The sequence below is a fragment of the Azospirillum sp. genome (assembly GCF_050789165.1).
This window is the reverse complement of the sequence record NZ_JBOZRT010000098.1, coordinates 1-13586: the sequence shown is the minus strand read 5'-3', so window position 1 is coordinate 13586 and position 13586 is coordinate 1. Positions and strand designations below refer to the sequence as shown.

The 13586-nt window shown below is 71.2% G+C and carries 13 protein-coding genes; 7 read left to right on the top strand and 6 right to left on the bottom strand.

Features of this window, described 5'->3' with window-relative positions; translation table 11 throughout:
- Window positions 1-9 precede the first annotated feature (9 nt).
- Window positions 10-2805: an SUMF1/EgtB/PvdO family nonheme iron enzyme gene (locus ACRWK7_RS21930; protein ID WP_431858427.1), complete on the top strand. Its 2796-nt coding sequence runs from the start codon at window positions 10-12 to the stop codon at window positions 2803-2805.
- A gap of 40 nt (window positions 2806-2845) precedes the next feature.
- On the opposite strand, the gene ACRWK7_RS21925 is transcribed toward ACRWK7_RS21930, so the two are convergent.
- Together ACRWK7_RS21925 and ACRWK7_RS21920 are read right to left on the bottom strand one after the other, a co-directional pair.
- On the bottom strand, window positions 2846-3526 hold the full coding sequence (locus tag ACRWK7_RS21925) for a hypothetical protein (protein WP_431858426.1): 681 nt from the start codon (window positions 3524-3526) through the stop codon (window positions 2846-2848).
- Window positions 3527-3609: 83 nt separating this feature from the next.
- The gene (locus ACRWK7_RS21920) at window positions 3610-4320 is read right to left on the bottom strand and encodes a Crp/Fnr family transcriptional regulator (RefSeq protein ID WP_431858425.1); all 711 of its coding nucleotides are present in this window, start codon (window positions 4318-4320) and stop codon (window positions 3610-3612) included.
- A gap of 195 nt (window positions 4321-4515) precedes the next feature.
- Between ACRWK7_RS21920 and ACRWK7_RS21915 the strand changes: the two genes are divergently transcribed.
- The 4 genes from ACRWK7_RS21915 to ACRWK7_RS21900 all read left to right on the top strand — a co-directional run bounded on the left by ACRWK7_RS21915 (window position 4516) and on the right by ACRWK7_RS21900 (window position 9325).
- A complete protein-coding gene (locus ACRWK7_RS21915; RefSeq protein WP_431858424.1) occupies window positions 4516-5118 on the top strand; it encodes an ATP-dependent Clp protease proteolytic subunit in 603 nt (200 codons plus the stop codon).
- 82 nt (window positions 5119-5200) lie between these two features.
- Window positions 5201-5671, top strand: coding sequence for an aminoacyl-tRNA deacylase (locus ACRWK7_RS21910; protein WP_431858423.1), 471 nt, complete (start codon window positions 5201-5203; stop codon window positions 5669-5671).
- Window positions 5672-5952: 281 nt separating this feature from the next.
- Complete coding sequence (locus ACRWK7_RS21905) at window positions 5953-8457, top strand: cytochrome c3 family protein (RefSeq protein WP_431858422.1); 2505 nt, start codon at window positions 5953-5955, stop codon at window positions 8455-8457.
- Window positions 8458-8524: 67 nt separating this feature from the next.
- Window positions 8525-9325 (top strand): hypothetical protein, encoded by an 801-nt coding sequence (locus tag ACRWK7_RS21900; protein WP_431858421.1) that lies wholly within the window; start codon window positions 8525-8527, stop codon window positions 9323-9325.
- Window positions 9326-9345: 20 nt separating this feature from the next.
- On the opposite strand, the gene ACRWK7_RS21895 is transcribed toward ACRWK7_RS21900, so the two are convergent.
- The 4 genes from ACRWK7_RS21895 to ACRWK7_RS21880 all read right to left on the bottom strand — a co-directional run bounded on the left by ACRWK7_RS21895 (window position 9346) and on the right by ACRWK7_RS21880 (window position 12227).
- Window positions 9346-9507: a hypothetical protein gene (locus ACRWK7_RS21895; RefSeq protein ID WP_431858420.1), complete on the bottom strand. Its 162-nt coding sequence runs from the start codon at window positions 9505-9507 to the stop codon at window positions 9346-9348.
- 288 nt (window positions 9508-9795) lie between these two features.
- A complete protein-coding gene (locus tag ACRWK7_RS21890) occupies window positions 9796-10575 on the bottom strand; it encodes a c-type cytochrome (protein WP_431858419.1) in 780 nt (259 codons plus the stop codon).
- A gap of 26 nt (window positions 10576-10601) precedes the next feature.
- Window positions 10602-11441, bottom strand: a complete 840-nt coding sequence (locus tag ACRWK7_RS21885) for a hypothetical protein (protein ID WP_431858418.1) — start codon at window positions 11439-11441, stop codon at window positions 10602-10604.
- Between the two features lie 9 nt (window positions 11442-11450).
- Complete coding sequence (locus ACRWK7_RS21880; RefSeq protein WP_431858417.1) at window positions 11451-12227, bottom strand: hypothetical protein; 777 nt, start codon at window positions 12225-12227, stop codon at window positions 11451-11453.
- A 133-nt stretch (window positions 12228-12360) separates the two neighbouring features.
- On the opposite strand from ACRWK7_RS21880, the gene ACRWK7_RS21875 reads away from it, so the two are divergent.
- Window positions 12361-13347, top strand: a complete 987-nt coding sequence (locus ACRWK7_RS21875) for an FAD:protein FMN transferase (RefSeq protein ID WP_431858416.1) — start codon at window positions 12361-12363, stop codon at window positions 13345-13347.
- A gap of 16 nt (window positions 13348-13363) precedes the next feature.
- The coding region (ccsA, locus tag ACRWK7_RS21870) for a cytochrome c biogenesis protein CcsA (RefSeq protein WP_431858415.1) at window positions 13364-13586 on the top strand (223 nt) is incomplete at its 3' end.

Below are 13586 nucleotides of genomic sequence, written 5' to 3'. Positions count from 1 at the left end.
GAGGCGGAAATGATCGGACGATGCGGACGGTGCCTCCTTGTCCTGGCGGTGCTGCTCGTCGCAGCCGGCGGGGCCTTGGCGGCGGGCGGCAAGGGCGCTCCGTCCACCGGCCCGGAGAAGCGCATCGCGCTGGTCATCGGCGTCAGCAAGTACCAGTCGGCGCCCGAGCTGGTGAACCCCCGCAACGACGCGCAGTCCATCGGCGAGGCGCTGCGCAAGCTCGACTTCACGGTCGAGGAGGCGTACGACCTCGACGCCCGCGGCTTCGCCACCACGTTGCGGCAGTTCGGCATCCGCGCCTCGCAGGCGGACGTGGCGGTGCTGTACTACGCCGGGCACGGCATCCAGGTGTCGGGCGTCAACTACCTGCTGCCGTCCGACGCCCAGCTGGAGCGCGAGCGCGACCTCGTCTACGAGGCGATTCCGCTGAACCTGCCGCTGGGCGAGCTGGGGCAGGCGCGCAAGCTCGGCATCCTCATCCTCGACGCCTGCCGCAACAACCCGTTCGTCGACCGTCTGACCCGCACCGGCACCACCCGCATCCAGGCGCAGCCCGGCTTCGGCCGTGTGGACGACACGCCCAGCGACACCCTGGTCGCCATGGCGACCCGCGCCGACCAGCTGGCCGAGGACGGCACCGGCGACCACAGCCCGTACACCGCCGCGCTGCTCAAGCACCTGCAGACGCCGGGGCTGGAGCTCAGCCTGTTCTTCCGCAACGTGCGCGACACGGTGAAGGAGGCGACCGACGGCCGGCAGGATCCGTTCATCTACGGCTCGCTCGGCGCCACGCCGTTCTACTTCAACCCGCGCCCGCCGAACCGCCCGCCGGTGATCGGCGAACTGAAACCGCTCACCGTGCTCGACAAGGCGCCGGCCGAGCCGCTGCGCATCGGCCGGCCGACCGACCCCGACGACGACCAGCTGTTCGCCCGCGTCACCGGACTGCCCAAGGGGGGCACGGTGGGCATCGGCGAGCGCAGCGTGCTGATCGGCGACTATTTGACGGTGGACCAGCTGGCCGCCACCAGCTTCAAGCCGGACGCCAGTTTCCGCGGCGAGGCCGGCTCGTTCGAGTTCACGGTGATGGACGGCCACGGCGCCAACGTGCGCGGCGCCCTGCCGATCACCATCAAGCCGAGCAACCAGCCGCCCGCCCTGGTCGCCGAGCGCACCTTGAAGGCCGTGCCCAACCCGATGCGGATCGAGGCGCCGGTCGACCCCGACGGCGACCCGCTGACCATCACCGTCACCGCGGTGCCCGAGCGCGGCAAGGTGAAGAACGGCGCCGCCGCTGTGAAGGTCGGCGACAAGCTGAGCATCGAGGCGCTGACCGGCTTGGTCTTCGACCCCGAGCGCGCGCCGCCCGGGCCGGCCGGCACCTTCGGCTACACCGCCGACGACGGTAAGGGCGGCACGGCGACCGCCAAGGTCGTGGTGGAGGTGGTCGAGCCCGGCACCGTCCCGGTGGCCGAGATGGAGGAGACGGTCTGGAAGCGGATCCAGTCGAGCACCGAGCACGCCGACTACGACTCCTTCCTGCGCCTGTTCGGCAAGAGCGGCTACGCCGCGCTGGCCCGCCAGCAGCTGGAAAAGCTCGGCCCGCGCAAGCAGCAGAGCGAGACCGCGCCGGCACCGAAAGCGCCGGAGATGGCGCAAAGGCCGGATACGGCGGTTTCGGGCTCGTCGGGCGCTCCCGAGCCGCCCAGGGAGCCCGCGCGCACCGAGGTCGCGGCGCTGGGCGTGCCGAAGCTCGACCCCATGGAGCCCGGCCGCTACACCGTGGCCAGCGACGCGGTGCTGCGCGCCACGCCGTCGAACGGCGCCGCCCGCGTCGGCCGCGCCGGGCGCGGCTCCGCCGTCCAGGTGCAGGGCAGGGTGCCGGGCGGTGCCTGGGTCCATGTGACGCTGGAGGACGGCACGCAGGGCTTCGTCGCCGCCTCCCTGCTGAAACACGAGCCGCCGCCCCCGCCGAAGGCCGCCGCCGTGGCTCCGCCGCCCACGCCGACACCGGAGCCGCAGCAGGTCGCGGCCGCCGCGCCGCCGCCGCCCGGCAACACGCCGAACGGCACGGCGCGCACGCACGGGCCGGGCAACAGCTTCTTCGATTGCCCCGGCTGCCCGGTCATGGTGCGGGTACCGGCCGGCAGCTTCATGATGGGCAGCGACAAGGGCGACAGCTCCGAGCGCCCGGTGCACCGCGTCACCATCGCCAAGCCCTTCGCGCTGGGCGCCTACGAGGTGACGGTCGGCGAGTGGCGCGCCTGCGTGCAGGGCGGCGGCTGCCCCGACATGCCGCGGATGACCAACGCCACCGAGAACACGCCGGTCTACAACGTCCACTGGGACGACGCGCAGGCCTACGTGAAGTGGCTCAGCCAGAAGACCGGCCAGCGCTACCGCCTGCCCAGCGAGGCGGAGTGGGAGTACGCGGCGCGCGCCGGCACCACCGGCCCGTTCTGGTGGAGCGGCGAGCCGGCGACCTACGCCAGCTGCCAGAACTGCGGCGGCACGTATGAGCATCTGACGCCGGCCAACGTCGGCAGCTTCAAGCCGAACCCCTTCGGCCTGCACGACATGAACGGCGGCGTGGCGGAGTGGGTGGCCGACTGCTGGAACAAGGACTACGCCGGCGCACCCAGCGACGGCAGCCCGTGGCTCCAGGGCAGCTGCCGCAAGCGTGTGCTGCGCGGCGGAGCCTGGCGCAACAGTCTGGCGGAGATCACCGACACCGCGCGGAACTTCTACGACGTGGACGTCCGATATATAAACAACGGATTCCGGGTGGCGCGGGACTTGAACTGACGCCCCCTCGCCCGCCGGCGAGGGGGCGTTTTCATGCGCCTCACTTCTGCACCGTCCGCACCTTCTGAACCGCGGTGTTGCCCACGCCCACCGCCATGTTGGTGGCGCTGTTGACGTTGTTGAAGGTCACGCCGCCGTTCTGCAGGGCGTAGGGCAGGTGCGGCAGCGGCCCCAGGTTGCTCATCAGCGGGTCGGGCTTCGGCCCGGCCGGCACCTTCGGCTGCTGCACCGCCTCGGGCGGGTGCGGCGGGGTGGGGACCGCCGGGCCGCCGGTCCGGGTCTGCGCCATGCCCTGTTCGCTGACGTTGCCGTCGCCGACGGTGAAGTTCAGCGCGCTGTTGACGTTGTTGACGATGAACGGCGCGTCGATGAAGGTGAAGTTCGGAACGATCTCCGGCGGCGGAGGCTGGCGGCTGACGGCCAGTGCCTGACCCTTGTTGAAGCCGCCCAGGAGGCCCGCGTCGCCGCGGATCTTGGTGATCGACTGCTGGTGCATCTGCGAGCGGCTCACGCCAGGGTTGGTGACCATGGCGCCCGGAGCGGCGCCGCGCTTCTGCGGGTTGGCGAAGACCGGCATGCGGGCCGGCTGGGCGAAGGCCTGCGCCAGGTTGGCGGCCGACGGGCCGCCGGGGGCGAAGCCGATGCCGCCCATGTCCTGCGCGGCGGCCGAACCGGCGGTGAGCAGCAGGGCGGCGGCGGGCAGGAGGAACGGGCGGATCATCGTGGTCTCCCTCGGTCGGTGATCGACGTCACGGGGAGAAGGCTACCGCCCGGCGCCAGGGCCGGCTGTGGCGCGCGCCACACTCAGTCGCAGGTTTCCGACAGTTCCTCCAGCGCGCCGGCGTCGAGGATGGTGATGTAGCCGCTGGTCATCTGGATCACCCCGGCGCGCTGCCATTCGTTCAAGAGCTTGTTGACGCTCTCGCGCGACACGCCGACGAGGCAGCCCAGCTGCTGCTGCGACAGCTTGATGTCCAGCTTGACCCCGTCCGCCCCCGGCTTGCCGAAGGCGGCGCCCAGCCGCTTGAGCGCGCGGGCGAAGCGCGAGGACGCCTCGAGGAACAGGGTGTCCTCCAGGTGTTCGCTGGTGGCGCGCAGGCGCTTGCACAGCACGCCGATGATGCGGAACGCCACGTCCGGCCGGTCGGTCAGCAGCGGCATGATCTGCGTGCGGTCGAGCACCAGCAGGTCGGTCTCCTCCAGCGCGACCGCGTCGGCGGTGCGCGGTTCGCCGTCCAGCAGCGCGATCTCGCCGAACACGCCGCCCTTGTTGACGATGCTCAGCACCAGCTCCTTGCCGTCCAGCGAGTGCGAGCAGATCTTCACCCGGCCGCGGATCACCGCCATCATGCTGTCGCCGGGATCGCCCTTCTGGAAGATGGTGGCGTTCTTCGGATGGTGCGACAGCCGGGCGCTGGCGGCCAGCCGCTTCAGCTCCTCGCGCTCCAGGTGCTTGAGCAGGAAATGCCCGGCCAGGACGAGTTCCTTGTCGAACGCGATCCGCACCCCGGTCATGGCGGCCTCCGGCAAGCGTATGAGACGCCGCATAGTACACCGGGCCGAGCCCGCCCCCCGAGCCGTCAAAGGCGTTACTTCGCCCTTCCGCGTGTGCTCCCTTCGCGCAACACGTTCCGAGTGTGGGCCGCTGCACAGCGGCGGCACCGCCGCTCCCCCTAGGATCGCCGCACGATCCAACCTTGGGGGTTTCCGATGCACCGCCTGCTCTCCGCCGTCATCCTGCTGGCCTTGCTGCCGTGCGCCGGACAGGCCGCGGAGATGGAAGGCACGGTCCGCCATTCCCTGGAGGGGGAGCGCACGGTGGTCCGCGTCAGCGGTGTCATCACCCCGGACGTCGCCGCCGACTTCATCGACGCGCTGGACGCCACCCCGGCCTCGCGCCCGGTGGTGGTCGAGCTGGACAGTCCCGGCGGCTACGTGAAGGCCGGCTTCGCCATGGTGGACGCCATGCTGCGCGCCCGCTCCGCCGGCCGCAGCATCACCACCCAGGTGCGCGCCGAGGCCTCGTGCGAGAGCATGTGCTTCGGCGTCTATATGGCCGGCTTCCCGCGCCGGGCCGAGGCGGGCGCCACCTTCATGGTGCACGCCCCGCGCGACGAACGCAGCGGGGCGCTGTCGCTGCGCACCACCAACGAGATGATCGCGCGCCTCATCGGCCTGGGCACCGCGCCGGCCTGGATCCACGCGGTGGCGGAGCGCGGCGGCTTTTCCGGCCGCATGGACTTTGTGGTCCGCGCCGAGGAGCTGGCGCGCAGCGGCGCCAACGTGGTGACCGAGCTGGCGGCCCTCCACTGACGTGTCCTTCCGCGCCTTCCCGAACGGGCCTAGAGTCACGGAGCCGATCACCGGCTCCGTTCCTGTATGGGGAGGTCACGCCATGGGCATCGCGATCACGATGGAACAGTTCCTCGACCACAACACCGCGCACTACGACCTGATGCGGCATGCGCCCACGGAGTCGTCCCTGCGCACGGCCGAGGCCAGCCACATCCCCGGCGATTGCCTTGCCAAGGGGGTGGTCCTGAAGGACGAGATTGGCTACCTGCTGGCGGTGCTGCCGGCCACCCATCACATCCGCATGGCCGAGCTGGAGGCCCGCACCAACCGCCACCTGCACTTGGCGGCCGAGCCGGAGATGCAGGCGCTGTTCCGCGACTGCGCCCGCGGCGCGGTGCCGGTGACGGGTGCGGCCTACGGCATGGACATGATCATCGACGACAGCCTCGCCGCCCAGCCGGACGTCTACTTCGAGGGCGGGGATCACGAGACGCTGGTCCACATGGACGGCGGCGAGTTCAACCGCCTGTTTGCCCGGGTTCCGCATGGGAATTTCAGCGTTCACATGTGATTCCGGGCGGTCTCGTTGCGTCGTGCCGCACCGGGTACCACCGAGCACCAACTGACGTTCCGCCATCACATGGCTTAAGGCGCTTCCTGTACACCCGCCGTCTCCGATATCAGGAAATGTGACCGGGGCGCATTCCCGAACACGGGAATGCGCCGCTAGAAAAGGTCGGTGCGACGCTCCGCGGGCAGGGGGAACCATTCTTGCATGAACTGAATGTCGGGCTGTCTTCAAGACGGCCCGATGCGAGCAAGAATGGGACGACGACGGTGGTCCGGACACACGTGCCAATACTGACGAGCGATGCTGCCCAGGGGATACGGCGCCTCAGCCGCGGCCTGTTCGCGTTGGTTTTGCTGCTGCTGGCGGCGCTGGCCAGTATGGCGCTGCCGTCCGACGCCATGGCGCAGACCACCGGGTCGAACATCCGTCAGACCAAGCACAACCTGTCGAAGAACGCCCCGGCCGGCAACACCGTGCGCTCCACCGACGTCGACCAGGTCTGCGTCTTCTGCCACACGCCGCACGCCGCCACCAAGGACGCCCAGGGCGCGGCGGCCGGCCCGCTGTGGAATCGCAAGCTGTCCACCCAGACCTACACGCCGTACAGCTCGTCCTCGCTGGACGCGACCGGGCTGGGCCAGCCGGGCGGCAGCTCCAAGCTGTGCCTGTCGTGCCACGACGGCACGCTGGCCATCGGCCAGATCAGCGTGCTGAACGGCAAGCCCAATCAAACCGCAACCATGCAGGGCACCTCGACCTGCGCCGACGGCTCGGCCGGCTGCATGCCGGTGGGCAGCGGCGCCACCAGCGGCTACACCCGCCGCCTCGGCACCGACCTGACCAACGACCACCCGATCTCCTTCACCTACGACGACGCGCTGGCCACCCGCGACGGCGAACTGCGCACGCCCACCCAGTCCGGCGGCGCTCCGCGCCTGATCGACAGCCGCGCCATCGGCTATCGGCCGACGCTGCCGCTGGAGAACGGGCAGATGCAGTGCACCACCTGCCACGACCCGCACCTCTACGACCCCGCCGACGCCAACCGCAAGTTCCTGCGCCTGAACCGCACGCAGAAGAACGCGCCGCCCAGCGGCACCACCTTCAACGTCACCAACGACATCATCTGCCTGGCCTGCCACACCAAGGAAGGCTATGCGGAGAGCGCCCACGCCAATAGCACGTCCGCCATCGAACAGTACACCGACGCCGCGGCCGACGCGCGCGGCTTCCCGCGCGGCACCAAGGTGTGGCAGGCGAGCTGCCTGAACTGCCACGACACGCACACCATCCAGGGCGCGCGCCGCCTGCTGCGGGGCGGCGCCGACGGCGCCGGCAACGCCAAGTCGGAGGAGGTCTGCTACACCTGCCATTCGGCGTCGGGCAACACGGTGCTGACCACGGTGACCGAGGTGCCGAACGTGCGCACCGATTTCGAGATGGGCGCTCCCGGCTCGCACATGCCGATCAACACCGGTGGCACCGAGGCGCACGACATCGGCACCGGTGCCGCGCTGTCCGGCAAGGACGGCATCGAGACCCAGGCCAGGCTGGGCGACCGCCACGTCGAGTGCGCCGACTGCCACAACCCGCACCGCGTGCGCAAGGCCAAGCAGTTCGACGGCTCCAGCTCCACCGGCACGGCGGGCACGCACACCCACGACGACACCGGCAGCACCGCGCACTCCAACATCATCTCCGGCGCGCTGCGCGGGTCGTGGGGCGTCGAGCCGACCTACGGCGGGACGCTGACCAACGCCTTCGGCAACAACCCGACCGGCTTCACGGTGAAGCGCGGCGACCCCGGCGTCAGCATCGCCACCGACGTCGACCAGACCTACGTCACGCGCGAGTACCAGATCTGCCTGAAGTGCCACTCCAACTACGCCTACGGCACCAACCCGCCGATCCTCGGCTCGTCGAGCGGCGGCACGACGCAGTACTTCACGCAGTCGGAGAACGGCGGCACCTGGACCGGTTCGACGCTCTACACCAATCAGGCGATGGAGTTCCAGGGGCCGACCAACGACAAGGGTGAGCAGACCGGCACCGGCGGCGTGACCAACAACCACCGCTCCTGGCATCCGGTGATGACGCCCACCGGCCGCGACGTCACCACCCGCAACAGCATGAGCGCCAACACTTGGCTCGGCCCGTTCAGCAAGGCGGTGGGAACGCAGACCATGTACTGCACCGACTGCCACGGCAATTCGGTGACGACGGCGGGCACGGTGAAGCCGGAGGGCAACACCGGCACCAACGAGAACGGCAACCCCTGGGGGCCGCACGGTTCGGGCAACAAGTTCATCCTGAAGGCGCCGTTCAGCGACAACACCGGCTCGGGCGCCACCAACGACCTGTGCTTCCACTGCCACAAGGCGGCCGACTACACGAGCGCCAACGCCTCGGTGCGCAGCGGCTTCTGGGACAACAACACCGGCAAGGGCAACCTGCACGCCTACCACAACGACCGCATCGCCAACGTGAACAGCGGCAACACCAGCAAGTTCAGGTGCACCTACTGCCACGTCGGCGTGCCGCACGGCTGGAAGAACAAGGCGCTGCTCGCCAACCTGAACGACGTCGGGCCGGAGGTCGGGCTGGCGGCCGGGACCAGCGTCAGTTTCTCCGGCAAGCGCTACTATCGGGCGCCGTACTACATGGGCGCCATCCTGCGGGTGCGGAACTGGAAGAAGAGCGGCCAATGGGCCGACACCGACTGCGGCCCGACCAGCGGCACCTACGGCAAGGACTGGATGAAGTCGGCCTGCGCCAACATTCCCTGAGCCATGGCGTCGGTTTGAAGCATTGAAGAGAGGAAAGATGAAGGATCGGACGAGGCGGACTGGGTGCGTGACGGCGGTCGCGGTGGCCCTTCTGGCGGCCGCGGCGCACGCCGCCGAACCGCCGCGCGACCTGCTGCCGCAGAAGTTCCGCTTCGTGGACCAGCTGATCGAGCGCGCCCGCGCGCTCGGCGGGTCGCTGGACGAGCCGCTGCGGCTGCGCGGTCAGGCGGAGGAGGCGGTGAAGGCCGGCAAGGGGCCGGAGGCCGACCAGCTGCTGTCGGCGGCGCTGCGCCATCTGGCTCAGAACAACCTGTCGGCCGGGCCGAACGGTGCGGTCGTCCAGGCCGAAAGCCGCCGCCGCGTCGGCGAGCTGATGGAGGGCGTCGGCGTCTACAGGGAGGCGCTGGGCGAGGCGGTGCGGCTGAAGGGCGCGGCGCTGGCCAGCGTGGTGGACATGCCGAAGGTGGAGGCGCTGGTGGCGCAGGCGCGCACGCTCGCCGACGCCGGCAAGCCGCGCGACGCGCTGGGCCCGCTGGTCGAGGCGCACGGCAAGCTGGAGGCGGCGGTGGTGCGGTTGCGCTCCAACGACACGGTGACCTACAGCCGCGTCTTCCGCACGCCGCAGGACGAGCTGCGCTTCGAGACCGCGCGCTTCGAGGGCAACCGCGAGCTGATCGCGCGGGCGCTGGACTCCGGCTTGGCCGCGCCGCAGCGCGCCCGCCTGATCGCCGCCCGCGACGACGCCGCCAGGCTGGCCGACGCCGCCCAGGCTCTGGCGAAGGCCGGCGACGTCAAGGCGGCCATCCGCAGCGTCGAGCAGGCGAACGGCAAGATCCTCGACGTGGTGATGGCGCTGAGCCGGGAGTGAGGGGACTGGAAGCTCCCCGCTCAGTGCATCCCGTCGCAGGTGCGGGCGCGCAGCCGTTCTCGCACGGTGTCGATCAGGTCGCGCAGGCCGTCGTGGGAAATCCGGTCGCGTTCCAGCAGTAGGTGCAGAATCGGGTCGTCGAGGAGATCGGCCAGGGCCGGCTCCGGCGCGGGGTGGGGCATCGTGCTCTCGTGCGTCTGGTCGTGTGCGGAACGGTGGGAAGGGGTCCAACCCCGGCCCGGCTCCGTCGGGACACCGATGACGGAACGCGCCGGGACGGCCGAAGCCGGCCGTCATGGCCGGGGTTGGATCGCTAACCCTCCACCGTTTCCTCCCATGAGCCCGGTTCCTTGCCGAACGGCTCGTTTGGTTGACCAGAGATTAACAAAAGCGCCCGGCCGCCTCCATGACCCAGAGGGCAGAGATGCACGGCCGGGTTGTCATCCCTCGGGCGGAGACGGATTGCCGCACTACTTCGTGTCGAGCGTCTGCGCGTAGGCGCCGAGGTTGGCCAGGGTTTCCGGCTCCATCCAGATGTTGGCCGGCATGGCCTCGCCGGGGCGGCCGCTGCGGATCTTGTGCAGCAGGCGCGCGGGGTCCTCGACGGCGACGGTGCCGACGTAGGACGGAGCGCTGGAGCTGCCGAAGTTCTGCGCCTTGCCGTCGTAGCCGTGGCACGTGGCGCAGAGGTTCTGGAACATCGCCTTGCCGCGCGCCGGGTCGCCCTTGAACCTCGCCGTGGCCGGGTCGATGAAGCGCGCGGTGTCGACCTGCCCCTTGGAGACGAACAGGCCGAGGCGGCGGGCCGCGGCGTCCGGCATCACGTCGGGGGTGTAGCGGTGCGTCGCGTTGCGCAGGATCGCCACGACCGCTTCCGGGTCGGCGCTGGCCATGCCGGATATCCCCTTGATGCCGGTGGCGTGCGGGCCGGTTTTGAAGGCGCCGTCGGCGCCCTTGTAGTCCCAGCCGTGGCACTCCACGCAGCGCCAGGTGTCGGCTCCCTTGGCCGGGCCGCCCTTGGGGTAGGAGACGTGCGTGCGCGCCGGCAGGTTCTGGTCGAGGATCTCCGCCCACTGGTCGTACATGCGGCCCCCGAAGGCGATCAGCCACTCCTCGCTGGGGTCGGTGGGGGTGCCCTTGATCCAGGGATCCTGGTAGGCGGCGCGCTCCTGGTGGACGTGCTCCTGCGCGGCGGCCGGGGCGACGAACGCGGCGAGCAGGCCGGCGGCGAGAAGGGCGGGGATTCTCATGGTGGAACCTTCCGTGGGGGAGGGGATCAGCCGGTGTAGGCGCCCGGCGTCTCGGCGCCGAACCACGCGGCGGCGACCGCCAGCAGGAACGGGACGAGGCACAGCGCGCCCAGCAGCACCGGACGCAGCGCGGCGGGCACCGGCGCGCGGTCGGCCAGCGCGTCGGCGAAGACGATGGGAAGCAGCAGCGCCACCGCCAGAGGGGACGCCTTGGTGAACAGCAGCAGTTGACCGGCCAGCACCGGCACCAGCGCCGCCAGCCCCAGCACTGCGACGCCGACCGGCTGGCGCTGGCGCGGCCAGTTGGCCAGCAGATAGCCGCCGGTCGCCGCCGCGACGGCGAGCGCCAATTGCAGGATCGACGCCGAGCCGCCGAGCAGGGCCACCACGCCGGTGCCGACCGCGGCGGCGACCAGGGTGACCGGCAGGGTCACGCCCTTGTCCGCCTGCCGCTCCAGCCGCGCCATGAACACGACGGCGCCGAGCGCCGTCCCGGCCAGCTCCAGCCACGTGAGCATGGCCCCGCCGCGCATCAGCACCGGCAGGGCCAGCCACACCAGCGCCGCGACCGGCGCCAGCGCCATGACCGCAACCCGCGGCGCCTGGCGCGCGTGGGCGGCGTCCAGCGCGACGCCCAACGCCAGCAGCCCGACCGCGACGTAGAGCAGCTTCTGCTGCGCCGACACCGGCGGCAGCGGCGGCAGGCCGAGCGTGATCAGGTGCGAGGCGAGGTAGGCCACGCCCATGGCGACGGCGGCGCCCCAGCGCAGCCGGAGAGGGCGCGCCGCCAGACACAGCACGAGGGCCAGTACCAGGGGCAGCAGGCCGCTCTGCACGGCGGGATTGACGAGGATCTGGTCCAGCATGGCCTTCGCTCAGGGGAAAAGCTCGCGGGGGGGAAACTCGCCGTGCCACGTGCAGTAGCCGCGGTCAAGACGCGTCTCGTAGGTCCAGGCGCCGCGGGCGAAGCGGTACAGCCCGTAGATCTCGCGGAAGCCCTCCTCGCTGACGTCGTCGGGGGTGCAGGACAGCTGCAGGATCTCGGCGCCGGCCGGGCCGGGCAGGATGCGCCAGTCGGACGTGCCGGCGTGCTGCAGCTCGACCGGCAGCTCCTCGCCGGTCAGCGTGTCGATGGCGCGCAGCGGCCGGATGCGGCCGTCGACGACCGCCATGGCCACGCCCAGGGTGCCGTTGAAGGAGCCGAAGCCGCCCTGGTGCACCAGCACCAGGAACTCGTCGGATCGCGTCGAGGTCAGCGCCACCGGCAGCAGGTTGGCGAATGGGGAATTGAGGGGAAGCTCCGCCACCGTGTCGCCGCCGCGGTCGACGATGCGCAGCTGCGCCGGGATCAGCCACTGGCCGAGGACGGAGCGCTCGACGGCCGGGACGGCGGTGGTGCCGAACCAGTACATCTGCTCGTACTCGCGGCGCAGCGGGCCGGGAATGCGGCCGTCGATCATCATCTCCAGCGCGCCGTCCACGCCGTGGACCTTGCGGTCCAGCGGGAAGTGGGCGGTGATCGTGTAGCCGTGCGGGCCGAGGAACCGCCAGGCCTCCAGCGCGTCGGCACCGGCCGGCAGCAGCGCCAGCGCGGCGAGCGCGGCGCATCGCCGGAAGCGGCGCGGGACGGTCTCTGGCTCGGCCGATGGCATCGGGTGGGGGCTCGCGGGAAGGCGGTTGGGGCGGTGCACCGGGGTGGGATAGCAACGCCCATGCCATGCCGGCCTGTGACGGTGGCGCGCCATGTGCATCGCCGGCGTGCGATCCACACCGAGACCGGCACCCATGAGCCTGACCCGCCGCCGCTTCCTGACCATCGCCGCCGCCGCCGGCCTGAGCGGCCTGGCGCCCCGCGCACGCGCCGAGGACGCGGTGCGCTGGGCCGGCACCGCCCTGGGCACCGAGGCCAGCCTGACGCTGCACGGCACCGGGCGCGCGGAGGCGGCGCGCGCCATCGGGCTGTGCTTGGTCGAGTTGGCGCGGCTGGAGCGCATCTTCAGCCTGTTCCGGGCGGATTCGACGCTGTCCCGCCTCAACCGCGACGGCCGCCTGGACTCCCCGCCGGCCGAGCTGGTCGAGGTGCTGGAGGCGGCGCGGCGTGTCCACGCCCTGTCCGGCGGCGCCTTCGACCCCACGGTGCAGCCGTTGTGGGACCTCCATTCCCGGCACTTCGCCACACCCGGCGCCGACCCGGCCGGACCGGACGAGGCCGCCGTCGTCGCGGCGCGCGCGGCGGTGGGAATGGACGGGCTGGCGTTCTCCGCGCGGGGAATATTTTTCTCGAAAGCGGGAATGGCGGTGACGCTGAACGGCATCGCCCAGGGCTACGTCACCGACCGCATCGCCGACCTGCTGCGCGGCCAGGGCTTCCGCCATGTGCTGGTGAACATAGGCGAGCTGAGCGCGCTCGGCCCCCGCGCCGACGGCACGCCGTGGCGCGTCGCCGTCGAAGGGCCGGGCGAGGACCTTGCCCTCGACCTCGCCGACCGGGCGGTCGCCACCTCCAGCGGGCTGGGCACGCCGTTCGACGCGTCCGGCCGCAACCACCACATCTTCGATCCGGTCACCGGGCGCAGCAGCCACGAGGCGCGCCGGGTGACCGTCGTCGCGCGCGACGCCACCACGGCCGACGCGCTGTCCACCGCGCTGTGCGTGCTGCCGACGGAGCGGGCGCGCGCCTGCTTCGCCGCCGCCTCTTCAAACGTTGCCGGCGCGCTCGCCGCCCACATCGTTCCGGCCTCCGGCCCGATGATCCGGCTCGGCGCTGCCTGAAGGGAGACACGATCCCATGCACCGTTTCGCCAACCCCGCCCGCTTTCTGCGCATCGCGGCCGTGATCCTGCCGTGGAGCGCGGGGGCCACCGTCGTGCTGCTGGTGCTGGGGCTGTACCTCAGCCTGCTCGCCTCGCCGCCCGACTACCAGCAGGGCGAGACGGTGCGCATCATGTACATCCACGTGCCGGCCGCCTGGATGAGCCTGTTCGTCTACACCAACATGGCCATCGCCGCCG

Excerpts from the sequence above, each read along its gene's own strand:
- ACRWK7_RS21910 (WP_431858423.1), top strand. The coding sequence starts at position 5,201 with ATGGGCATCGCGATCACGATGGAACAGTTCCTCGACCACAACACCGCG.
- ACRWK7_RS21895 (WP_431858420.1), bottom strand. The coding sequence starts at position 9,507 with ATGCCCCACCCCGCGCCGGAGCCGGCCCTGGCCGATCTCCTCGACGAC.
- ACRWK7_RS21925 (WP_431858426.1), bottom strand. The coding sequence starts at position 3,526 with ATGATCCGCCCGTTCCTCCTGCCCGCCGCCGCCCTGCTGCTCACCGCC.
- ACRWK7_RS21875 (WP_431858416.1), top strand. The coding sequence starts at position 12,361 with ATGAGCCTGACCCGCCGCCGCTTCCTGACCATCGCCGCCGCCGCCGGC.
- ACRWK7_RS21930 (WP_431858427.1), top strand. The coding sequence starts at position 10 with ATGATCGGACGATGCGGACGGTGCCTCCTTGTCCTGGCGGTGCTGCTC.
- ACRWK7_RS21880 (WP_431858417.1), bottom strand. The coding sequence starts at position 12,227 with ATGCCATCGGCCGAGCCAGAGACCGTCCCGCGCCGCTTCCGGCGATGC.
- ACRWK7_RS21890 (WP_431858419.1), bottom strand. The coding sequence starts at position 10,575 with ATGAGAATCCCCGCCCTTCTCGCCGCCGGCCTGCTCGCCGCGTTCGTC.
- ACRWK7_RS21915 (WP_431858424.1), top strand. The coding sequence starts at position 4,516 with ATGCACCGCCTGCTCTCCGCCGTCATCCTGCTGGCCTTGCTGCCGTGC.
- ACRWK7_RS21885 (WP_431858418.1), bottom strand. The coding sequence starts at position 11,441 with ATGCTGGACCAGATCCTCGTCAATCCCGCCGTGCAGAGCGGCCTGCTG.
- ACRWK7_RS21920 (WP_431858425.1), bottom strand. The coding sequence starts at position 4,320 with ATGACCGGGGTGCGGATCGCGTTCGACAAGGAACTCGTCCTGGCCGGG.